General features: G+C 33.6%; 20 protein-coding genes, 1 tRNA gene and 1 other annotated feature. All 21 genes read left to right on the top strand.

Annotated elements, in window-relative coordinates; genetic code table 11:
- The first annotated feature begins 252 nt into the window (after positions 1 to 252).
- The 21 genes from RYO54_RS11760 (at position 253) to rpoC (ending at position 22,486) form a co-directional block, all read left to right on the top strand.
- Positions 253 to 1,353, top strand: a complete 1,101-nt coding sequence (locus tag RYO54_RS11760) for a PIN/TRAM domain-containing protein (RefSeq protein ID WP_315118830.1) — start codon at positions 253 to 255, stop codon at positions 1,351 to 1,353.
- A gap of 17 nt (positions 1,354 to 1,370) precedes the next feature.
- Positions 1,371 to 2,063 carry a 2-C-methyl-D-erythritol 4-phosphate cytidylyltransferase gene (ispD, locus tag RYO54_RS11755; RefSeq protein ID WP_315118828.1) on the top strand — a complete coding sequence of 231 codons (693 nt, stop codon included), beginning with the start codon at positions 1,371 to 1,373 and terminating at the stop codon, positions 2,061 to 2,063.
- A gap of 278 nt (positions 2,064 to 2,341) precedes the next feature.
- The gene (locus RYO54_RS11750) at positions 2,342 to 4,054 is read left to right on the top strand and encodes a proline--tRNA ligase (protein ID WP_315118827.1); all 1,713 of its coding nucleotides are present in this window, start codon (positions 2,342 to 2,344) and stop codon (positions 4,052 to 4,054) included.
- A gap of 35 nt (positions 4,055 to 4,089) precedes the next feature.
- On the top strand, positions 4,090 to 5,301 hold the full coding sequence (ilvA, locus tag RYO54_RS11745) for a threonine ammonia-lyase (RefSeq protein WP_315118825.1): 1,212 nt from the start codon (positions 4,090 to 4,092) through the stop codon (positions 5,299 to 5,301).
- Between the two features lie 15 nt (positions 5,302 to 5,316).
- The gene (cysS, locus tag RYO54_RS11740) at positions 5,317 to 6,717 is read left to right on the top strand and encodes a cysteine--tRNA ligase (protein WP_315118823.1); all 1,401 of its coding nucleotides are present in this window, start codon (positions 5,317 to 5,319) and stop codon (positions 6,715 to 6,717) included.
- A gap of 15 nt (positions 6,718 to 6,732) precedes the next feature.
- The gene (locus RYO54_RS11735) at positions 6,733 to 7,158 is read left to right on the top strand and encodes a ribonuclease III domain-containing protein (RefSeq protein WP_315118821.1); all 426 of its coding nucleotides are present in this window, start codon (positions 6,733 to 6,735) and stop codon (positions 7,156 to 7,158) included.
- A 20-nt stretch (positions 7,159 to 7,178) separates the two neighbouring features.
- Positions 7,179 to 7,919, top strand: a complete 741-nt coding sequence (gene thyX, locus RYO54_RS11730; RefSeq protein WP_315118819.1) for an FAD-dependent thymidylate synthase — start codon at positions 7,179 to 7,181, stop codon at positions 7,917 to 7,919.
- Positions 7,920 to 7,938: 19 nt separating this feature from the next.
- Entirely contained in the window at positions 7,939 to 8,682 is a 744-nt protein-coding gene (gene rlmB, locus RYO54_RS11725; protein ID WP_315118818.1) for a 23S rRNA (guanosine(2251)-2'-O)-methyltransferase RlmB, read from the top strand.
- A gap of 2 nt (positions 8,683 to 8,684) precedes the next feature.
- Positions 8,685 to 9,197, top strand: coding sequence for an NYN domain-containing protein (locus RYO54_RS11720; protein ID WP_315118817.1), 513 nt, complete (start codon positions 8,685 to 8,687; stop codon positions 9,195 to 9,197).
- Between the two features lie 21 nt (positions 9,198 to 9,218).
- The gene (sigH, locus tag RYO54_RS11715) at positions 9,219 to 9,917 is read left to right on the top strand and encodes an RNA polymerase sporulation sigma factor SigH (protein ID WP_315118871.1); all 699 of its coding nucleotides are present in this window, start codon (positions 9,219 to 9,221) and stop codon (positions 9,915 to 9,917) included.
- Positions 9,918 to 10,023: 106 nt separating this feature from the next.
- Positions 10,024 to 10,099, top strand: a tRNA-Thr gene (locus RYO54_RS11710).
- A gap of 78 nt (positions 10,100 to 10,177) precedes the next feature.
- The gene (tuf, locus tag RYO54_RS11705; RefSeq protein ID WP_315118793.1) at positions 10,178 to 11,371 is read left to right on the top strand and encodes an elongation factor Tu; all 1,194 of its coding nucleotides are present in this window, start codon (positions 10,178 to 10,180) and stop codon (positions 11,369 to 11,371) included.
- Between the two features lie 189 nt (positions 11,372 to 11,560).
- Complete coding sequence (gene rpmG, locus RYO54_RS11700) at positions 11,561 to 11,710, top strand: 50S ribosomal protein L33 (protein WP_216439591.1); 150 nt, start codon at positions 11,561 to 11,563, stop codon at positions 11,708 to 11,710.
- A 37-nt stretch (positions 11,711 to 11,747) separates the two neighbouring features.
- Positions 11,748 to 11,993 carry a preprotein translocase subunit SecE gene (secE, locus tag RYO54_RS11695; protein ID WP_315118814.1) on the top strand — a complete coding sequence of 82 codons (246 nt, stop codon included), beginning with the start codon at positions 11,748 to 11,750 and terminating at the stop codon, positions 11,991 to 11,993.
- Between the two features lie 48 nt (positions 11,994 to 12,041).
- Positions 12,042 to 12,563 carry a transcription termination/antitermination protein NusG gene (gene nusG / locus RYO54_RS11690; RefSeq protein ID WP_315118813.1) on the top strand — a complete coding sequence of 174 codons (522 nt, stop codon included), beginning with the start codon at positions 12,042 to 12,044 and terminating at the stop codon, positions 12,561 to 12,563.
- 70 nt (positions 12,564 to 12,633) lie between these two features.
- Positions 12,634 to 13,059 (top strand): 50S ribosomal protein L11, encoded by a 426-nt coding sequence (gene rplK / locus RYO54_RS11685; protein ID WP_315118810.1) that lies wholly within the window; start codon positions 12,634 to 12,636, stop codon positions 13,057 to 13,059.
- A gap of 67 nt (positions 13,060 to 13,126) precedes the next feature.
- A complete protein-coding gene (rplA, locus tag RYO54_RS11680; RefSeq protein WP_315118808.1) occupies positions 13,127 to 13,816 on the top strand; it encodes a 50S ribosomal protein L1 in 690 nt (229 codons plus the stop codon).
- A 38-nt stretch (positions 13,817 to 13,854) separates the two neighbouring features.
- Positions 13,855 to 13,993, top strand: a sequence feature (ribosomal protein L10 leader region).
- A 29-nt stretch (positions 13,994 to 14,022) separates the two neighbouring features.
- Entirely contained in the window at positions 14,023 to 14,523 is a 501-nt protein-coding gene (gene rplJ, locus RYO54_RS11675) for a 50S ribosomal protein L10 (RefSeq protein WP_315118806.1), read from the top strand.
- A 31-nt stretch (positions 14,524 to 14,554) separates the two neighbouring features.
- The gene (gene rplL / locus RYO54_RS11670; RefSeq protein ID WP_315118803.1) at positions 14,555 to 14,920 is read left to right on the top strand and encodes a 50S ribosomal protein L7/L12; all 366 of its coding nucleotides are present in this window, start codon (positions 14,555 to 14,557) and stop codon (positions 14,918 to 14,920) included.
- 275 nt (positions 14,921 to 15,195) lie between these two features.
- A complete protein-coding gene (gene rpoB / locus RYO54_RS11665) occupies positions 15,196 to 18,906 on the top strand; it encodes a DNA-directed RNA polymerase subunit beta (protein ID WP_315118801.1) in 3,711 nt (1,236 codons plus the stop codon).
- 19 nt (positions 18,907 to 18,925) lie between these two features.
- The gene (rpoC, locus tag RYO54_RS11660) at positions 18,926 to 22,486 is read left to right on the top strand and encodes a DNA-directed RNA polymerase subunit beta' (protein WP_315118799.1); all 3,561 of its coding nucleotides are present in this window, start codon (positions 18,926 to 18,928) and stop codon (positions 22,484 to 22,486) included.
- Positions 22,487 to 22,590: the final 104 nt, after the last annotated feature.

The raw sequence follows: 22,590 nt of genomic DNA, 5'->3' as shown, positions 1-22,590 counted from the left end.
TATAGTTTTTCTCTCATGATTTTGTCAACTTACTAGGGATGAGTTTTTATGTTTATATATATAATAATTCAAAAGTCAGTTTTAGAATAGGGGGATAAAATATTATAATAATGAACAAATAATTAAATAATGAACAATTGATTAAATATTTTTAGCACTTATTGAAAATTAATATTAATTAATATATATTAAAAATATATTTAAGATTTAAGCATATAAAATGCAAAAAATTAACATAGGAGGTGAGTTGAGATGTTAAAAAAGGTATTGAGAGGCCTATTTACAATTATAGGTGTTACTTTTGGGTTTATAGTAAGTTCAGAAATTTTAAATACAGAACTAATTTCAAAATTTCATTATTTTGAGGGGCATCCTCTAAAAAGTTTTTTATTTATTTTTTTATCAAGTATTTTATTTGGACTCATATTATTTTTAATATCTCCTTGGATTACTATCTTTATTATGAAAATTATGGACTATGTAGAAAAAAGCATACAAAGGATACCTGCACATGAAATATTACTGGCTGCATTCGGAGCTATAATTGGATTAGGAATATCAGCTATATTTGTAACTCTTTTATCTAAGATACCTATTATAGGAGTAGGGTTAGCAGTCGTAATTGCTTTACTCATGGCTGCGCTTGGAGCTAATATTGCACTTAAAAAAAGAGAAGACATAATTTCATTATTTACAAACTTTAAAAAGTCTGGAACTCCAAGTAAAGATAAAAAAGGGAAAGTGTATAAAGGAGATCCTAAAATATTAGATACTTCTGTCATAATAGATGGTAGAATATTTGATATATGTCAAACAGGATTTGTAGAAGGAACTCTTATAATTCCTAACTTTGTTCTTGAAGAATTAAGGCATATAGCCGATTCCTCAGATGGATTAAAAAGAAATAGGGGTAGAAGAGGATTAGATATATTAAATAAAATACAAAAAGAGTTGAATATAGAAGTTCAAATATATGAAAAAGATTTTCCGGATATTGCAGAAGTTGATAGTAAATTACTGAAGTTAGCGCAAATAATGAATGGGAAAGTTCTAACTAATGACTATAATTTAAATAAAGTTGCTGAATTTCAAGGAGTGCCAGTGTTGAACATAAATGAACTAGCCAATGCAGTAAAACCCGTAGTTCTTCCAGGGGAAGAGATGAGAATACAAATTGTTAAAGACGGGAAAGAGTCAGGGCAAGGAGTGGCCTATTTAGATGACGGAACGATGATTGTAGTAGAGGGTGGTAGAAGATCTATTGGAGAAACCATAGATGTGGTTGTTACTTCTGTACTACAAACAGCTGCAGGTAGAATGATATTTGCTAAACAGAAGGATGGTATGGACTAGTTTAGAGGAGAGAGAAAATGTTAGGAAACTGTGCTTTGATTTTAGCAGCTGGTAAAGGAAAAAGGATGGGAGTGGGTTTTAATAAACAATTTTTAGATATAAATAATAAACCCATTCTATATTATACATTGAAAGCCTTTGACCAACATGAAGAAATTAATAGTATTATTTTAGTGGCTGCTGAAGAAGAAATTGATTACTGTAAAAATGAGATAATAAATAAATATGGCATAAAAAAAGTGAAAAAAGTAGTTTGTGGTGGAGAAGAAAGACAGCATTCTGTACTTAAGGGATTAAAAGAAGTAGATGATGCTAATATAGTTCTCATTCATGATGGGGCAAGACCTTTTATTTCTAAAAAAATAATAACAGATGGAATTAAGTATGCCAATATGTACGGAGCTGCCGCTTGCGGTGTTACTCCCAAAGATACTATAAAAACAATAGACAATAAAGGGTTTTCTTGTGAAAGTCTAGATAGAGATGCTTTAATAAGTATTCAAACCCCACAGTGTTTCCAATATGACTTAATATTAAAATGTCACAATAACATTCTAGATAAGAATATTAAAATTACAGATGATACCTCTGTTGTAGAACATTTTGGTTATAGAGTATGTATTTATGAAGGTGATTATTTTAATATTAAAATAACTACTCCAGAGGATTTAATTGTTGGAAAAAGCTTAGTGCAAATGATTAATTATTAAAGTGGTACTTGACAGTTATGTTTTTTTAAATATAATTATTGTTATAATTTAATATAAAGCTATGATGAAGAATAGTAGAAACAAAATTACAGAGAGAAGATTCAAGGCTGAAAGATTTTCAACTGTTTTGAACCCGCTTTGGAGCTGTAGGAAAAACCTACCGGAAATAACCGTTATAAAGACTAAGTGATAAAATTAGGTGGTACCGCGACTCATCGCCCTATAGTAGGGCGATTTTTTATTTTTTGAAGATTAAACTTATTAAGGAGGAATATAAAATGAAATTATCAAAAGTGCTTGTAAGGACTCTAAGAGAGACACCAGCAGAAGCGGAAATAATAAGTCATCAACTAATGCTTAGAGCAGGTATGATGAGAAAAATGGCTTCAGGTATTTATAATTTTATGCCTTTTGGGCTAAGAGTTATAAAAAAGGTTGAAGATATAGTTAGGGAAGAGATGGATAAAGCAGGAGCACAAGAATTTTTAGCTTCGGCCGTATTACCATCTGAGTTGTGGAAAGAATCTGGTAGATGGGAAGTATTTGGACCAGAAATGTTTAAACTGAAAGATAGGAATGAAAGGGAATTTTGTCTAGGACCAACTCATGAGGAAGTATTTACTGATATAGCTAGAAATGAAATCAAGTCATATAAGCAGTTACCTTTAAATTTATATCAAATTCAAACAAAGTATAGAGATGAAAGAAGACCAAGATTTGGAGTTATGAGATCAAGAGAGTTTATAATGAAAGATGCTTATAGCTTTGACAAAGATAATGAAGGATTGGATATAAGCTATAGTAATATGTATGAAGCTTATCATAATATATTTAAAAGATGTGGATTAAATTGCAAATGTGTTGAAGCTGATTCAGGAGCAATGGGAGGAGCCGGTTCAGCAGAATTTATGGTTCAATCAGAAGTTGGAGAGGATGAAATAGCATTTTGCACTAAGTGTGAGTATGCTGCCAATATAGAAAAGGCACCTTCTACAGCTGAAATAAGCGAAAAAGAAAAACTAGCAAATATAGAAAAGGTTTCGACTCCAGATGCAAAAACAATAGAAGATTTAGTTAAGTTCTTTAATACTAATTCTAAAAAATTTGCTAAGACATTAATTTATGTAGCTGATGAAAAAGTAATAGCTGTTATGGTAAGAGGAGATAGAGAAGTAAACGAAGTGAAAGTTATAAATGCTATAGGTGGAGCTGTGGATTTTGAAATGGCCAATGCTGAAACTGTTAAAGCTGCAACAAATGCAGAAGTCGGTTTTGCAGGACCTATAGGAATAAAAGCAGATTTACTGTTAGTTGATGAAGAAGTGGTAAACATGTATAATTTTATTATAGGAGCTAACGATACTGGTTACCATTACATTAATGCTAATTATAAAAAAGACTTTGAAGGAAAAGTTGGTGACTTTAGGAAGGCTGTTGAAGGAGATAAGTGTCCTAAATGTGGAAGTAACATTACTGTAGACAGGGGAATAGAAGTAGGACATATTTTTAAGTTAGGAACTAAGTATTCGGAGTCTATGGGAGCTACATTCCTAGACGAAAAAGGAGAAGCTAAACCATTAATAATGGGATGTTATGGAATAGGCATTAATAGAACTATGGCTACAGTTATTGAACAAAATCACGATGAAAATGGGATAATATGGCCTTTGGCTATAGCTCCATATCAAGTTATAGTAATTCCAGCAGTTATGAAAGACGAAGAACAGGTTAGAATTGCGGAAGAGATACATGATAAACTTCAAAAAATGGGAGTAGAAGTACTACTTGATGATAGAGATGAAAGAGCAGGAGTAAAATTTAAAGATGCAGACTTAATAGGCATACCAATGAGAGTTACTGTTGGTAAAAAAATTAAGGAGGGGAATGTAGAATTTAAATTAAGAAGTTCTTTTGAAAATGAGGTGATAAGTGTAGAACAGGTTTATGAAAAGATAAAAGAGGAATTTGCTAAGAATAATATGAGACTTTAATAATTATTTAATAATGAATTTGGGGGATATGTGTAATGAAACTCGATTTAAATAATATAAAGATAGCTCAGGAAAACATAGCAAGTGTGGCTAGAAAAACTCCACTGTTTTATTCAAGTACTTTTTCAAGAGAGAGTGGATATAATGTTTATCTAAAATGCGAAAGCAAACAAAAGACTGGAGCTTTTAAGATTAGAGGAGCATATAACAAAATAGTAAGTTTAAGCGAAGAAGAGAAAGCAAGGGGAGTTATAGCTTCTTCAGCAGGGAATCATGCTCAAGGGGTAGCTTATGCAGCTACAGCCTTAGGTATAAAATCTACTATAGTTATGCCACAAACTGCTCCACAAGCAAAAGTTCAAGCTACAAAGGCTTATGGAGCTAAAGTCATACAACATGGAGAAGTATATGACGAATGTTATGCAAAGGCTTTAGAAGTTCAAAAGGAAATGGGAGCTACATTTATTCATCCTTTTAATGACGAAGATGTAATCGCAGGCCAAGGTACCATAGGAATTGAGATATTAGAAGAATTAGAAAATGTAGATGCCATAGTAGTACCAATAGGAGGAGGAGGCTTAATATCGGGTATTGCACTAGCTGCTAAGTCTATTAAGCCAGAGGTTAAAATAATAGGAGTACAGCCATCAATTATAGCCTCATCTAAGGTTTCACTAGAAGAAGGAAAGATTATTACTTTACCTGGTGTGAAATCATTAGCAGATGGTATCTCGGTAAAAACTCCTGGAGATATAACTTTTGAATATATTAAGAAATATGTAGATGATATAGTGACAGTTTCAGAGGATGAAATTGCTTACGGCATATTTTGTCTCATGGAACGTTCAAAATTAGTTTCAGAAGGGGCAGGAGCGGTAGCTATAAGTGCTGTATTAAATAATAAAATAAATGTTGAGGGAAAGAATGTTGTTTGCTTAGTAAGTGGGGGAAATATAGATATAGCTGTACTCTCAAAAATAATCGATAGGCAACTTATCATATTAAAAAGAAGAATTAGATTTGTAGTTGAAATACAGGATAAAGTAGGTCAATTAGGACAGTTAGTAAATAATGTAGTTTCTATGGGAGCTAATGTGGTAAAAGTACGCCAAGATACAAATTGGAATGACAAAGGACTAGATTATGCAAATGTACTTTTTGAAATAGAAGTTCAGACTAGAGAGCATGCACAAAATGTTATGGATAGCTTAAGGAAAAAAGGCTATAATTTAGAAATAGTAGGATAAAGAGAGGTAAGTTTTATGAAGGTATATAATACTCTAACTAGAAAAAAAGAAGAGTTTATTCCTATAAATCCAGACCAGGTAAACATGTATGTATGTGGACCTACTGTATACAATTTCTTTCATATTGGAAATGGAAGAACATTTATTGTATTTGATACTGTAAGAAAATATCTTGAATATAGAGGATATAAAGTTAACTTTATTCAAAACTTCACAGATATTGATGATAAAATGATAAAAAGAGCTAATGAAGATGAAATTACTGTAAAAGAACTAGGAGATAGGTTTATAGAAGAATATTATAAAGATGCGGATGGATTAAATATAAAAAGAGCTACTGTTAATCCTCGTGCCACAGAATTTATGGATGAAATTGTAAAATTCGTGGAAGAGTTAGTAGAAAAGGGATATGCATATGAAATAGATGGGGACGTATATTTTCAAACTAAAAAGTTTAGTGAATATGGAAAGTTATCCGGTCAAAATTTAGAAGAATTACAAGCAGGAGCTAGAATTAATATAGACGAAAGAAAAAAAGATCCTATGGATTTTGCTATATGGAAAAAACAAAAGCCTGGCGAACCGGCATGGGAAAGTCCTTGGGGCATGGGAAGACCAGGATGGCACATAGAATGTTCTTGTATGGCTTATAAACTTTTAGGTGAAACAATAGATATCCATGCAGGAGGATTTGACCTTGTATTTCCACATCATGAAAATGAGATAGCTCAAAGTGAATGCAGAACTGGAAAAACTTTTGCTAATTATTGGATGCACTCAGCATTTTTAAATATTGATAATCAGAAGATGTCAAAATCTCTTAATAATTTCTTTACAGCAAGGGAAGTGCTTGAAAAATATGATGCTGAGGTAATAAGATTATTTATGCTATCAGGTCATTATAGAACACAATTAAATTTTAGTGAAGAATTATTAGAATCATCCAAAGCGGGATTAGAAAGAATATATAATGCAATAGGAAATTTAGAAAATTTATTAAATGAAGTAGAAGTAGAGAAAATCAATAATAATGAGAAAGAATATGCTAAAACTATAGAAGGCTATAAAGCTAAATACATTGAAAAAATGGATGATGATTTTAATACAGCGGATGCTATTTCAGTTATATTTGATATGATAAGAGATATGAATACAAATATTAATAGAAATTCATCTAAAGAGTTAATTAATTTTGCGTTAAGCATAGTAAGAGAATTGGGTGAGCCCCTTGGAATAGCTCAAAAGACCACTAAGTTAGATTTAGAAAGAGACATAGAGAATTTAGTAAATAAAAGACAACAAGCTAGACAAGATAAAAACTGGGCTTTAGCAGATAAAATAAGAGATGAGCTAAAAGATATGGGTATAGTATTAGAAGACACTCCTCAAGGAGTAAGATGGAAGAAGATTGATTAATTGGAGAGTTTATTTATGAGCTTAGATATTATGAATAAAACATTTACAAAAGAAGAAGCTAGAGCTTTAAACCCTCTAGTTCTGGCTTTTGTAGGAGATGCAGTATATGAAGTTTTGGTGAGAATATATCTTGTGGATTTAAATAAAGATATGTGTGTCAATAAGCTTCATAAAAAGGCAGTAGATTTTGTTAAGGCAAATTCACAAAGTGAAGCGATAAAAAATATACAACAATACTTAAGTGAGGATGAAATCGCTATATACAAAAGAGGAAGAAATGCTAAAGGAAGAATCCCTAAAAGTGCTACAGTTCAAGAATATAGAATGGCCACAGGGCTTGAAGCTGTGGTAGGATTCTTACATTTGACAGGGCAAAAGGAAAGATTGTCAGATATCTTTAATATAATTCTAAAAGCACAACATGATAATACTATAAATTAAATTTTAATAGGAGGCAAAGGATGGGGCTTAAAGTTAAACTATTAGAGCACACTCCAAATCCAGAAAAGCTTGTAGCATCAGCTGCAAAACTATGTTATAGTGCAGTAGGAGTGGAGGAAATACAAGAAAATTTAGAAGATGATAAGGTGATTAAGTTTTTAGATATGCTAATGTCTTATGGTCATGAATCTCCAATTGAGCATGTATCTTTTACTTTTGGAGTTGAAGGAGTATCTAGAAGCTTAACACATCAATTAGTGAGACATAGAATAGGTTCTTACTCACAGCAAAGCCAAAGGTATGTAAAATTAGAGCAATTTGAGTATATAATTCCTCCAGAAGTTGAGAAGAATGAGGAAGCTAAAAAAGTTTTCGTCAGATCTATGGAAGAGTGTCAAAAAAATTATAATAAATTAGTTGAAATTTTACAGAATAAATATATTACAGAAGGCATGAGTAAAAACAATGCAGAGAAAAAAGCCATAGAGGACGCTAGATATGTATTCCCTAATGCATGTGAGACAAAGATTGTATTTACGATGAATGCTAGAAGTCTAATGAATTTTTTTAAGCATAGATGCTGCAATAGAGCACAATGGGAAATTAGAGAATTAGCATACCAAATGCTTGTAGAGGTTAGAAAAGTAGCGCCTGTACTATTTAAATACAGTGGACCGAATTGTGTCAATGGACCATGCCCAGAAGGAAAGATGAGCTGTGGCGAAATATTAGAAGTTAGAAAAAAGTATCTATCAAAATAATGACAAAGGGGTAATATTTATGAGAGAAGACATAGTGGTAGGAAGAAATGCAGTAATAGAAGTGTTAAAATCTGATAGAACAATCGATAGTATAATAATTGCTAAAGGGGATGTAAAAGGTTCAATAACGGTTTTATTAGCCTTAGCAAAGGAAAAAGGAATTATTGTTAAGGAAGTAGACAGAAGGAAATTGGATCAAATTTCTGAAGATAGCAATCATCAAGGAGTAGTAGCTTATGTAACTCCTTATAAATATGTAGAAGTAGAAGACATACTTAATTATGCAAAAGCTAAAGGGGAAAGTCCATTTATAGTAATACTAGACGAAATAGAAGATCCCCATAATTTTGGGGCAATTATTAGAACGGCTGAGACTTGTGGAGTACACGGGATAATAATACCTAAAAGAAGAAATGTAGGAATTACACCAGTTGTTTATAAATCTTCCGCAGGCGCAATTGAGCATGTGAAAATTGCAAAGGTGCCTAATATAAATGCTACAATAGAATATCTTAAAAAAGAAGGAATATGGATATATGGAGCTGATATGGATACACAAACCTATTCTTATAATGCAGACTTTTCTGGACCAGCAGCTTTAGTAATAGGTAGCGAGGGAAGGGGTATTTCTAAACTTACAAAGGAAAAATGTGATTTATTAGTTAAAATACCTATGAGAGGGGAGATAACCTCTTTAAATGCATCAGTGGCTGGTGGAATTTTGATGTATGAAATATTAAGGCAAAGAATCACAAGAGGATAAAATTGAGGAATGTATTTGTAGATGGGTATAACGTTATAAATAGTTGGCCTGAGTTAAAATTAATAAAAGATTATAGCTTAGAGGGGGCTAGGCAAAAACTCATAGAAATGCTTCAAAACTATGCTACATTCAAGGGATATAAAATATTTTTAGTTTTTGATGCGCATCTAGTAGTTGGGAGTAGTGAAAAAAAAGAAAGATATGGAGAATATCTCATAGTTGTGTTTACTAAAGAAGGAGAAACGGCAGATGCGTATATAGAGAAGAAAGTAAATGATATGGGAAGAAAATGGGAAGTGTGTGTGGTAACCTCTGATTCATTAGAGCAGCAAGTGACCTTTCAAAGAGGTGCAATAAGAATGTCTTCTTTAGAATTTTATCATGAGGTGAAAAGCATTGAGAGGAAGATATCGTCTAATATAGAAAATAATAGAAATAATAAAAGAGATACAATCGAAGATAGAATGGAAGGGGAGATACTGGAAAAACTTCTTAAAATTCGCAAAAGTCATTGAAATGCCTTGACTGTAAAAGGGATGGTAATGTATAATTTAAGCTGGAGTATACTTTCTAGGGGGGATATTGTGGGAAACGGGGTTAATGAGGAGAAGAGCAGGAATATGAATGTTTCCTTTAATGAAATGTTAGACGAGGAAATTGTTATTGAAGCTAAAAGGGGAAACGTAAGAGCACAAGAGTATTTAATAAACAAGTATGAAAACTTTGTAAAGTCTAAAGCTAAATCTTATTTTCTAATCGGGGCAGATAAAGAAGATATATATCAAGAGGGGATGATTGGACTTTACAAAGCAATAAGAGATTTTAAACCAGATAAGTTATCTTCATTTAAAGCATTTGCTGAACTCTGTGTGACTAGGCAGATAATAACTGCTATAAAAACGGCTACAAGGCAGAAGCATATCCCATTAAATACATATATTTCACTAAACAAACCAATATATGATGAGGAATCGGACAGAACCCTGATGGATATACTATCTGAGTCTAAAATAACTGACCCAGAGGAATTGATAATAAGTAGAGAAGAAATGGGATATATACAAAATGAGATTGGCGAGGTTCTATCTAACTTAGAGATGGAAGTGCTTATGTCATACATAGATGGGAAATCATATCAAGAAATAGCTTGTGATTTAGATAGACATGCAAAGTCTATAGATAATGCTTTGCAAAGAGTAAAAAGAAAGCTTGAAAAATGCTTAAATATAAGATAATTTTATATTGACAAAATAAGCTTCATGTATTAAAATTAATAATCGGTATACGTTCATAATTTTGTGACGTACATAAATACTCTTGATAATAATTAATGACTCAATTGCCCATGTAGCTCAGTAGGCAGAGCGTCACCTTGGTAAGGTGGAGGTCACCGGTTCAATCCCGGTCATGGGCTCCAATATTTTATATATTAACCACAACACACTAGGGTAAGTTTACTTATGAAATATGTATATAAATAAAGGAGGAACAAAAAATGGCAAAAGCAAAATTTGAGAGAAATAAGCCACACGTAAATATAGGAACAATAGGACACGTAGACCACGGTAAGACAACATTAACAGCAGCAATCACAACAGTATTAGCAAGCAAGGGATTCGCAGATGCATTCGACTATGACCAAATAGATAAGGCACCAGAAGAAAAAGAAAGAGGAATCACAATCAGCACATCCCACGTAGAATACGAAACAGAAAACAGACACTATGCACACGTTGACTGCCCAGGACACGCGGACTATGTAAAGAACATGATAACAGGAGCAGCACAGATGGATGGAGCGATCTTAGTTGTAAGTGCAGCAGACGGTCCAATGCCACAAACAAGAGAACACATACTACTAGCATCAAGAGTTGGAGTTGAATACATAGTAGTATTCTTAAACAAAGCAGATATGGTAGACGATCCAGAACTAATAGAATTAGTTGAAATGGAAGTAAGAGAATTATTAAGTGAATATGGTTTCCCAGGAGACGATGCACCAATAGTTGTAGGATCAGCATTAAAAGCATTAGAAAACCCAACAGATGATGCAGCAACAGAACCTATAATGAACTTAATGGCAGCAATAGATAGCTATATCCCAACACCAGAAAGAGCAACTGACAAACCATTCTTAATGCCAGTAGAAGACGTATTTACAATCACAGGAAGAGGAACAGTTGCAACTGGAAGAGTTGAAAGAGGAATCCTAAAAGTAGGAGACGAAGTAGAAATCGTAGGATTAAGCGAAGAAAAGAAAAAGACAGTTTGTACAGGAATAGAAATGTTCAGAAAGTTACTAGACAGTGCAATGGCTGGAGATAATATCGGAGCTCTATTAAGAGGAGTACAAAGAGATGACATCCAAAGAGGTCAAGTATTATCAGCAACAAACACAGTAAAGCCACACCAAAAATTCGTAGGTCAAGTATACGTATTAAAGAAAGAAGAAGGTGGAAGACACACTCCATTCTTTAACGGATATAGACCACAATTCTACTTCAGAACAACAGACGTAACAGGATCAATCAAATTACCAGAAGGAGTAGAAATGGTAATGCCAGGAGACCACATTGACATGGACGTAGAATTAATCACTCAGATAGCAATGGATGAAGGATTAAGATTCGCGATCAGAGAAGGTGGAAGAACAGTAGGTTCAGGAGTTGTTACTACTATAATTGAATAATTTAATTAGGGGACTGGGTTTCTAGACCTAGTCCTTTTAAGGATTAAATTTCTATATAATTCAATTTGCTAAATTACATTGACATATAAAATGAATTATGTTAAATTATTAAGGTAATGCATGAAATTAGTAGTATATATCCCTGCGATTTATATAAATATTCAGTTTTAGTACCAGGAGGTGTAGGATATGAGAATAAAGATGACTTTAGCTTGCACTGAATGTAAGCAAAGAAATTACGATTCAATGAAAAACAAGAAAAATGACCCAGACAGATTAGAAATGAGAAAGTATTGCAAATTTTGTCGCAAACACACAGTTCATAAAGAAACAAAATAGTCTATAAAGGCATTATTTTATTCAGGGATGTGAAGAAATGAGTGTTAATGTGAGAGAAAAAACAGAGGTTGTTAAAAAGGAGAATAGTGCTAAACAAAAAAATGGAGGCATTATTAACTTTTTAAAAGGGGTAAAAGGCGAGTTTAAAAGAATTACATGGGCCTCTAGAGAAGAAGTGAAAAAAGCTACTATTGTTGCGTTGACGTTTTGTTTGATTTACATGGTAGCTGTAGGTTTGATAGATTTTGGCTTTAATAAATTGTCACAAATCGTCTATAAATAATATAGCAAAAGGAGGTAGGGGTCGAGAGAGATTCCCGTCCCTTAGATTATGGCAGAGAAAGCTAGATGGTATGTAGTGCACACATATTCAGGATATGAAAATAAAGTTAAGGCTAATTTAGAAAAGACTATTGAAAACAGAAATCTTCATGACTGGATAAGTGATGTTCAAGTTCCTATAGAGGAACAAGTGGAAATTAAAGATGGTAAGAAGAAAGTAACTCAGAAGAAGAAGTTTCCGGGTTATGTGTTAGTAAGAATGATGATGACAGATGACTCATGGTACGTTGTTAGAAATACCAGAGGAGTTACTGGATTTGTTGGTCCAGGATCAAAGCCTGTTCCGTTAACAGATGATGAAGTAGCATCCATGGGTATTGTGGATAAACATATAGATTTAGATATAGAAGTTGGAGAAACTGTAATGGTAATTTCAGGACCTTTAGAAAATTTCTCCGCTGTTATCCAAGAAATTAATGTAGAAAAGAAAAAAGTTAAGGTGCTAGTTAATATGTTCGGCAGGGAAACACCTGTTGAACTTGATTTCAATCAGATAGATAAACTAGACTAAAGAAGAGACGAAAGTCTCAATTAAGTGGGAGGATTATATCCGTATTACCACATTTATAGGAGGTGTAAATATGGCTAAGAAAGTTACAGGAATGATAAAACTTCAACTTCCTGCAGGAAAAGCAACTCCAGCACCACCAGTAGGACCTGCTCTTGGTCAGCATGGAGTAAACATCATGGCGTTTACTAAGGACTTTAATGCTAAAACTGCAAACCAAGCTGGTTTAATAATACCAGTAGTAATAACAGTATATCAGGATAGATCTTTTAGTTTTATACTAAAGACTCCTCCAGCAGCAGTTCTTATTAAAAAAGCAGCAGGAATCGAAAGTGGTTCAGGTGTTCCAAATAAGACAAAAGTTGCTAAGATTACTAAAGAACAAGTTAAGCAGATTGCTGAAACTAAAATGCCAGACTTAAATGCTGCATCATTAGAAGCTGCTATGAGAATGGTGGCTGGTACAGCAAGAAGTATGGGTGTAACTGTTGAAGAATAATTAATAGTTTTACCCCGTTTAAAATTGTGGGAGGTAAAAACCGTTAATACCACGAAGGAGGTTAAGTATGGGAAAGAATTATATTGAAAGTGCTAAATTAGTTGAAAAAAATACATTATATACACCAGTTGAAGCAGTGGATCTTGCAGTAAAAACTTCAAAAGCAAAATTTGATGAAACAATTGAAATTGCTATAAGATTAGGTGTTGACCCAAGACATGCAGACCAGCAGGTAAGAGGAGCAGTTGTTCTTCCTCACGGAACTGGTAAGAAAGTTAGAATTTTAGTAATCGCAAAGGGCGATAAAGCTAAAGATGCTGAAGCAGCAGGAGCAGATTATGTTGGTGCTGAAGAATACATCGATAAAATTCAAAAAGAAAACTGGTTCGATTTTGATGTAGTTGTTGCTACACCAGATATGATGGGATTAGTTGGTAGATTAGGTAGAGTATTAGGACCTAAGGGATTAATGCCAAACCCAAAATCAGGTACAGTTACATTTGATGTAGCTAGAGCAATAGCTGATATCAAAGCTGGTAAAGTTGAATATAGAGTTGATAAAACTGCTATAATTCACGTTCCAATTGGAAAGAAATCCTTTGGATCTGAAAAGTTAATGGATAACTTCCAAGTTTTAATGGAAGCTATAGTTAAAGCTAAACCAGCTGCAGCTAAAGGTCAATACATTAAATCAGTTGCTGTTTCAAGCACTATGGGACCTGGAATTAAAATTAATCCAGTAAAAGTTCTTGAATAGTATTGACAATAAATTGAGAATTTGATATCCTTTTAAGGATTGAATAAGTAAATACTCCGTAGACAGTAGGTGCGAAAGCGTAACGGTAAGCCAACCTACCGAGGGTTCCAATATATTTATATTAGATATATAATTGGTTTCTCCATGTCTACGGGAGGAACCTTTAATTTTATATACAGTTTAAACTGTGAGGAGGTGGACACACAGTGAGCAAAAATAGACAATTAAAAGAAGTTAAGGTTGCTGAGATAAGAGAGAAAATGGAAAAAGCTCAGGCAATCGTATTAGCTAAATATCAAGGACTAACAGTTGAAGAAGATACAAAGCTAAGAAAGAAGCTAAGAGAAGAAGGAGTAGAATACAAGGTATACAAAAATACTTTAAGTATTCTAGCAGCAAAGGAATTAGGTCATGAAGGTGTCGTTGAATACTTAGAAGGACCGATTTCAATTGCTTTTGGATATGATGATCCAACTGCTCCAGCGAGAATTTTAAATGACTTCGCTAAAGAAGTTAAAAAATTAGAGCTAAAAGGTGCAGTAGTTCAAGGTGAAGTATATGATGCAGACAAAGTTAAGCAACTTGCAGCAATACCACCAAGAGAAGTATTACTTGCAAAACTTCTAGGAAGCTTCAAAGCTCCAGTATCAAATTTAGCATATTTATTGAATGCTATAAAAGAAAAGAAAGAATCTGAAGAAGCTTAATTAAAAAGGAATAATTTGGAGGTGCGTAATAATGACTAGAGAAGAAATCATTCAAGCTATAAAAGATATGAGTGTTCTAGAATTAAATGAATTAGTAAAAGCATGTGAAGAAGAATTTGGAGTAAGCGCTGCTGCTCCAGTAGCTGTTGCAGGCGGAGCTGTTGCAGGCGGAGCTGCAGAAGAAAAAACTGAATTCGACGTTATATTAGCTAGCGCTGGATCAGAAAAAATCAAAGTTATAAAAGCAGTTAGAGAAATAACTGGATTAGGATTAAAAGAAGCTAAAGAAATAGTTGATGGAGCTCCTAAGACACTAAAAGAAGGTATAGCTAAAGAAGAAGCTGAAGCTATGAAAGCTAAATTAGCTGAAGTTGGAGCAACTGTAGAATTAAAATAATCCTTAATTAAAGGGTATAAAAAGAGGTACTGTTATAATAAGTACCTCTTTTTTAAATAAGTAAGTTATTGCTTGAATAGTGATTGACAATAGTTTATTATTATGATAACATAATAAATTGCATTGATTATATAAAAAATGAATAATTAAATGAGTTTTATGTAAGTGAATTATTTACATAAAAATGGTTATACTATTAAGATGCAACATAATTAATCCAGAAACATACAAAAATGTTTGTGGTTATTTTTACTTTATGCAAGGGGTGAAATTTAATGGTACATCCTGTCCAAGTTGGGAAAAGAACTAGAATGAGTTTTTCTAAGCTCAAAGAAGTTGGTGAAATGCCTAACTTAATTGAGCTTCAATTGGATTCTTACGAATGGTTTTTAAAAGAAGGCCTTCAAGAAGTTTTCGATGATATTAATCCTATCCAGGATTACACCGGTAATCTTAATTTAGAGTTTGTAGGTTACAAACTAGATATGGATAATATCAAATATTCAGTTGAAGAATGTAAAGAAAGAGATGCTACTTATGCGGCTCCATTAAAAGTTAATGTACGTTTGATAAATAAGGAAACTGGAGAAGTTAAGCAGCAGGAAGTATTTATGGGAGATTTTCCTCTCATGACTGATCAGGGAACATTTATCATTAATGGTGCGGAGAGAGTAATAGTCAGTCAGCTTGTTAGATCACCAGGAGTATATTATGATGTAGCTCTAGATAAAACAGGTAAGGAATTATTTTCTGCAACAGTAATACCTAACAGGGGAGCTTGGCTTGAATATGAGACAGATTCTAACGATATTATATATGTTAGAATTGATAAAACTAGAAAGTTACCTATCTCAATTCTTGTAAGGGCTCTAGATTATGAAACAGACACCGAAATTATTAATTTTTTTGGTGAAGATGAAAGATTAAAAGCTACTATAGAAAAAGATAATACAAAGAGCAAGGAAGAAGCTTTACTTGAAATATATAAGAGATTAAGACCAGGCGAACCTCCTACTGTGGATAGTGCTATGGCTCTTATAGAATCTTTATTTTTTGATGCAAAAAGATATGACTTATCTAGAGTAGGTAGATATAAATTTAATAAAAAGTTATCCCTATCTATAAGAATAGCAAATCAAATCTCAGCTGAAGATATAGTAAACCCACAAACTGGTGAAATATTAGTACAAAAAGATGAAAAAATAGACAGGGAAAAAGCTTTAGAAATACAGAATTGCGGTGTTAATTCTGTAGATATAAAAGTTGACGAAAGAATTATAAGAGTTATTGGAAATAACTTTGTTGATATACATAGTTTTGTAGACTTTGATATAGAAGATTTGAATATCAAGGAGTTAGTTCACTATCCAACATTAAGAGAGATATTGAACAATTATACAGATAAAGATGGAATTAAAGAGCAAATCAGGAAGAATATTCATAATTTAATCCCTAAACATATAATCAGAGATGATATATATGCAACGGTAAGTTATGAATTAGGATTGCCATATTATGTAGGATACACAGATGATATTGACCATTTGGGAAATAGAAGATTAAGATCTGTAGGAGAATTGTTGCAAAACCAATTTAGAATTGGTCTTTCAAGAATGGAAAGAGTTGTAAAGGAAAGAATGACTATTCAAGACCAAAACTCTATCACTCCACAAGCCTTAATTAACATTAGACCGGTTGCAGCATCTATCAAAGAATTTTTTGGTAGTTCACAGCTTTCTCAATTCATGGATCAAACCAACCCGTTATCTGAGTTAACTCATAAGAGAAGATTATCAGCCTTAGGACCAGGAGGGCTTTCAAGAGAGAGAGCAGGTTTTGAGGTAAGAGACGTTCACCACTCTCATTATGGAAGAATGTGTCCTATAGAGACTCCGGAAGGACCGAATATAGGATTGATAAACTCATTAGCTACTTATGCAAGAGTTAACGAATATGGTTTTATAGAAGCACCTTATAGAAAAATAGATAAAAAAGAAGGCAGAGTAACAAAGGAAATAGTTTATATGACTGCCGATGAAGAAGATAGATATTTAGTTGCACAGGCAAATGAGCCTTTAGATGATAATGGTTATTTTATAGATGATAAAATAACAGTTAGAGATAAAGAGGATATCCTTGTAATTCCAAAGAATGAAGTTGACTACATGGACGTTTCTCCAAGACAAATTGTATCTGTTGCAACGGCTATGATACCTTTCCTTGAAAATGACGATGCCAGCCGTGCTCTTATGGGATCTAACATGCAACGTCAAGCGGTTCCTTTATTAAAGCCTCAGGCTCCAATAGTAGGTACTGGTATAGAATATAAGGCTGCAGTAGATTCTGGAGTTCTTCCTAAAGCTAAAAATGCAGGTACAGTAGTTTATGTAAGTGCAAATGAAGTAAGGGTTAAAAGAGATTCAGATGGAGGCATCGACACATGTAGATTGCTTAAATTTAAAAGGTCAAACCAAGGTACATGTATAAATCAAAGACCAATTGTAAGCAAGGGAGACAGGGTTGAAAAAGGAACAGTATTATCAGATGGACCATCAACGGATTTAGGAGAAATAGCATTAGGTAAGAACATAAGAATCGGTTTTATAACTTGGGAAGGCTATAACTACGAGGATGCTATGCTTATTTCTGAAGAGTTAGTAAAAAATGATGTGTTTACTTCTATTCATATTGAAGAATATGAAGCAGAAGCTAGAGATACAAAACTAGGACCAGAAGAAATTACTAGAGATATCCCAAATGTAGGGGAAGACGCCTTAAGGGATATAGATGAAAGAGGAATAATAAGAATAGGTGCAGAGGTAAGGTCAGGAGATATATTAGTTGGAAAAGTAACTCCAAAGGGAGAAACTGAGCTTACAGCAGAAGAAAGACTATTAAGAGCTATATTTGGTGAGAAAGCTAGAGAAGTAAGAGATACCTCTCTTAGAGTTCCACACGGGGAAGCTGGAATAATAGTTGATGTTAAAGTATTTACTAGGGAAAACGGAGATGAATTACCTCCAGGGGTAAATAAACTAGTAAGATGTTATATTGCACAGAAGAGAAAAATATCCGTTGGGGATAAGATGGCTGGAAGACATGGTAATAAGGGTGTTATTTCAAGAGTATTACCAGAGGAAGATATGCCATTCTTACCAGATGGAAGACCTCTTCAAATATGCTTAAATCCACTAGGAGTTCCATCACGTATGAATATCGGGCAGGTATTAGAAGTGCATTTAGGATTAGCTGCTTCTAAGTTAGGTTGGCATATTGCTACCCCTGTATTTGACGGAGCAACTGAACCTGAAATAGATGAATGCTTAAGAGAAGCAGGATATGAAAGAGATGGTAAGGCTGTTTTATATGATGGAAGAACTGGAGATCCTTTTGATAGCAGGGTAACAGTAGGATACATGTATATATTAAAACTTGCTCACTTAGTTGATGACAAAATACATGCTAGGTCTACGGGACCATACTCATTGGTTACACAACAGCCACTTGGAGGAAAAGCACAGTTTGGAGGTCAGAGATTTGGAGAGATGGAAGTTTGGGCGTTAGAAGCTTATGGTGCTGCTCATACTTTGCAGGAGATATTAACAGTTAAGTCTGATGACGTTGTTGGTAGAGTTAAGACATATGAAGCTATAGTAAAAGGTGAAAACATACCAGAACCAGGAGTGCCAGAATCCTTTAAAGTTTTAATTAAGGAGTTACAGGCTTTATGTCTTGATGTTAAAGTCTTAAATGATGACAATGAAGAAATAAAATTAAAGGAATCCGTTGAGGATGAATTAGAAGAGTTAGAAGTTAACATAGAAGGAACAGAAGAATATGTACCACCTACACCATCAGATGAGTATGTAGAAGATGAAGAGAAAAATGAAAATGTAGATGAAGATGTGGATATAGATTATGAAGATCTACCATTGGATGATTTCGAAAATGATCTAGAATTAGATGATTTTAATGATGAACACTAATTTGAAGGGAGGATTACCCTTGTTTGAATTAAATAATTTTGATGCCTTACAGATAGGTTTAGCTTCACCAGAACAAATTAGAGAATGGTCAAGAGGAGAAGTAAAGAAACCTGAAACTATTAACTATAGAACTTTAAAACCTGAAAGAGACGGATTGTTTTGTGAAAGAATATTTGGTCCAACAAAAGACTGGGAATGTCATTGTGGTAAATATAAAAGGGTCAGATATAAAGGTATAGTTTGTGATAGATGTGGTGTTGAAGTAACGAAGTCAAAGGTTAGACGTGAGAGAATGGGGCATATTGAACTAGCCGCCCCTGTATCTCATATTTGGTATTTTAAAGGTATTCCATCAAGAATGGGATTAATACTAGATATGTCACCAAGGTCTTTGGAAAAAGTTCTGTATTTTGCTTCTTATATAGTTCTTTCACCAAAGGAAACTAGATTAGACAAAAAACAACTATTAAGTGAAAAAGAGTATAGAGAAGCTATAGATAAATATGGTGAAGATAGTTTTGAAGCTGGAATGGGAGCTGAAGCTATTAAAAGATTACTTGAAGAAATTGACTTAGAACGTTTATCTAAAGAACTTAAAGAAGGACTAAAAACAAGCACTGGTCAAAAGAAGATAAGAGTAATAAGAAGATTAGAAGTAGTTGAATCCTTTAGAAAGTCAGGTAATAGACCTGATTGGATAATTATTGATGTTATACCAGTAATTCCACCGGACTTAAGACCTATGGTTCAATTAGATGGAGGAAGATTTGCTACTTCAGATTTAAATGACTTATATAGAAGAGTTATAAATAGGAATAACAGACTTAAGAAACTTCTAGATTTAGGAGCTCCAGATATCATTGTAAGAAATGAAAAAAGAATGTTACAGGAAGCTGTAGACGCTCTTATAGACAACGGAAGAAGAGGAAGACCTGTTACAGGACCAGGAAATAGACCATTAAAGTCTTTATCGGATATGTTAAAGGGTAAGCAAGGAAGATTTAGACAGAACTTACTTGGAAAACGTGTTGACTATTCAGGACGTTCAGTTATAGTTGTAGGACCTGAATTAAAAATGTATCAATGTGGTCTTCCTAAAGAAATGGCTCTTGAATTATTCAAACCATTTGTAATGAAGAAATTAGTAGAAGGTGGATTGGCACATAACATAAAAAGTGCGAAGAGAATGGTTGAAAGAGTTCAACCTCAAGTTTGGGACGTATTAGAAGAAGTAATATCTGATCATCCTGTGCTTTTAAACCGTGCCCCTACCCTACACAGACTAGGAATTCAAGCCTTCCAACCCGTATTGGTTGAAGGTAGAGCTATAAAGCTTCATCCATTATCATGTACTGCATATAACGCAGATTTTGATGGTGACCAGATGGCGGTACACGTACCACTATCCGTTGAAGCTCAAGCTGAAGCTAGATTTTTAATGCTAGCAGCTCACAATATTTTAAAGCCTTCGGATGGTAAGCCGGTTGTAGTTCCTACCCAGGATATGGTTTTGGGATCCTATTACTTAACCTTAGGTAAAGAATCAAATCCAGGGGAAAGAATTCCCGTATTTTCATCATCTGATGAAGCTATAATGGCATATCAAGTTGGTGCAGTTGCAATACATTCAAATATAAAAGTAAAAATTGTAAAAGAAAAAGATGGGGAAACTATATATGGAATAATTGATACTACCCCAGGAAAATTAATATTTAATGAATCAATACCTCAGGATTTAGGGTTTGTAGATAGAAGTAAACCTGAAAATGAATTTAAATTAGAAGTAGATTTTCTAGCTAACAAGTCAGCTTTAGGTAAGATAATTAACAAATGTTATATGAAACACGGTCCGACTAAGACATCTGTTATGTTGGATAATATAAAAGCTAAAGGATACCATTATTCTACGATAGGAGCTATAACAGTTGCTACTGAGGATATGGTAGTTCCGGAAGATAAAAAGAGATTATTATCAGAAGCTGATGAGGCAGTAAATAAAATTGAAAAGATGTATAGAAGAGGCTTTATTTCTGAAGATGAAAGATATGAAAGAGTTATAGAAAAATGGACTAAAACAACAGATGAAATTGCAGATGCGCTTATGACTAGTCTAGATAACTATAACCCAATATTTATGATGGCAGACTCTGGAGCCAGAGGTTCTAAGAGTCAGATTAAGCAGCTGGCAGGTATGAGAGGACTTATGGCAAATCCTTCTGGTAAAATTATAGAGTTGCCAATAAGATCATCCTTTAGAGAAGGTCTTGACGTTTTAGAGTACTTTATATCAACTCACGGAGCTAGAAAAGGAAATGCTGATACAGCGTTAAAGACTGCTGACTCTGGTTACTTAACAAGAAGACTAGTTGATGTTAGCCAAGATGTTATAGTTAGGGAAGAAGATTGTGGAACTAAAGATGGCTATGAAGTTTCTGTAATTAAAGAAGGAAATGAAGTTATTGAAACATTAGCTGAAAGATTACATGGAAGATATTCTGGAGAGGATATATTAAATCCTTCTACAGGAGAAGTTATTATAGAGAGAGATAAATATATTGATTCTAAGACAGCAGATGCTATAGAAGAAGCTGGCGTAACAAAAGTTTGGATAAGATCCGTGTTTACATGCAAATCTAAACATGGTGTTTGTTCTAAATGTTATGGAATGAATATGGCTAGTGCTGAAAAGATTAATATAGGAGAGTCTGTTGGTATAATAGCAGCACAAAGTATAGGAGAGCCTGGTACTCAGCTTACAATGAGAACTTTCCATACAGGGGGAGTTGCAGGTGCGGATATAACTCAAGGTCTTCCAAGAGTTGAAGAATTATTTGAAGCAAGAAAACCAAAAGGATTGGCTATAGTTTCAGAAATCGCAGGAACAGCGAGAATTGAAGAAACTAAGAAAAAGAGAACTGTAGTTGTAACTGGGGAATCAGGTGAAGAGGTAAGTTATGATATCCCATTTGGTTCAAGACTTAAGGTATCTAATGGAGACGTGATAAATGCTGGTGATGAAGTAACAGAAGGATCAGTTAATCCTCATGATATCATAAGAATAAAGGGAGTAAAGGGTGTTAAAAATTATCTTTTATCCGAGGTTCAAAAGGTTTATAGATTACAGGGTGTTGATATAAATGATAAGCATCTTGAAGTAGTTATAAGACAAATGACAAGAAAAGTTAAGATAGAAGAATCTGGTGATACTGATTTATTACCAGGAACTATGATTGATATTTTCGATTTTAATGAGGAAAATGAAAAAGTAGAAGCTATGGGTGGAGAATTGGCTAAAGGAAGAATAGCGTTGTTAGGAATAACGAAAGCTGCTTTAGCTACAGATTCTTTCTTATCCGCAGCATCTTTCCAAGAAACAACAAGAGTATTAACAGATGCAGCAATAAAAGGAAAAATTGATCCTTTATTAGGACTAAAAGAGAATGTAATCATAGGTAAACTGATTCCAGCAGGAACAGGTATGACTAGATATAGATCAATAAGGATTAACACAGAAAAAGATGAAGAAGTAGAAAATATTGAATCCTTAAATGCAGAATTAGATGAAGAAATAGAAGTTTAATTTATTGACAGGATAGCGTTAAGGTGATAAAATACTTCTGGGTGTTTATAAAATGAGACAGAGCCTTTGGCTTTGTCTCTCCACAATATTTATAGGGGGGAACA

Source organism: uncultured Clostridium sp. (genome assembly GCF_963515715.1).
Classification (GTDB): domain Bacteria; phylum Bacillota; class Clostridia; order Clostridiales; family Clostridiaceae; genus Clostridium_AW.
The sequence above is the reverse complement of the archived record's forward strand: the minus strand, read 5'-3'. Positions and strand labels throughout refer to the sequence as shown.

Coding starts and splice junctions, on each gene's coding strand:
- RYO54_RS11735 (WP_315118821.1), top strand. CDS start 6,733: ATGAGCTTAGATATTATGAATAAAACATTTACAAAAGAAGAAGCTAGA.
- rplL (WP_315118803.1), top strand. CDS start 14,555: ATGACTAGAGAAGAAATCATTCAAGCTATAAAAGATATGAGTGTTCTA.
- secE (WP_315118814.1), top strand. CDS start 11,748: ATGAGTGTTAATGTGAGAGAAAAAACAGAGGTTGTTAAAAAGGAGAAT.
- rpoB (WP_315118801.1), top strand. CDS start 15,196: ATGGTACATCCTGTCCAAGTTGGGAAAAGAACTAGAATGAGTTTTTCT.
- ilvA (WP_315118825.1), top strand. CDS start 4,090: ATGAAACTCGATTTAAATAATATAAAGATAGCTCAGGAAAACATAGCA.
- RYO54_RS11750 (WP_315118827.1), top strand. CDS start 2,342: ATGAAATTATCAAAAGTGCTTGTAAGGACTCTAAGAGAGACACCAGCA.
- rplK (WP_315118810.1), top strand. CDS start 12,634: ATGGCTAAGAAAGTTACAGGAATGATAAAACTTCAACTTCCTGCAGGA.
- nusG (WP_315118813.1), top strand. CDS start 12,042: ATGGCAGAGAAAGCTAGATGGTATGTAGTGCACACATATTCAGGATAT.
- cysS (WP_315118823.1), top strand. CDS start 5,317: ATGAAGGTATATAATACTCTAACTAGAAAAAAAGAAGAGTTTATTCCT.
- rplA (WP_315118808.1), top strand. CDS start 13,127: ATGGGAAAGAATTATATTGAAAGTGCTAAATTAGTTGAAAAAAATACA.
- ispD (WP_315118828.1), top strand. CDS start 1,371: ATGTTAGGAAACTGTGCTTTGATTTTAGCAGCTGGTAAAGGAAAAAGG.
- thyX (WP_315118819.1), top strand. CDS start 7,179: ATGGGGCTTAAAGTTAAACTATTAGAGCACACTCCAAATCCAGAAAAG.
- rpmG (WP_216439591.1), top strand. CDS start 11,561: ATGAGAATAAAGATGACTTTAGCTTGCACTGAATGTAAGCAAAGAAAT.
- RYO54_RS11760 (WP_315118830.1), top strand. CDS start 253: ATGTTAAAAAAGGTATTGAGAGGCCTATTTACAATTATAGGTGTTACT.
- sigH (WP_315118871.1), top strand. CDS start 9,219: ATGGTAATGTATAATTTAAGCTGGAGTATACTTTCTAGGGGGGATATT.
- tuf (WP_315118793.1), top strand. CDS start 10,178: ATGGCAAAAGCAAAATTTGAGAGAAATAAGCCACACGTAAATATAGGA.
- rlmB (WP_315118818.1), top strand. CDS start 7,939: ATGAGAGAAGACATAGTGGTAGGAAGAAATGCAGTAATAGAAGTGTTA.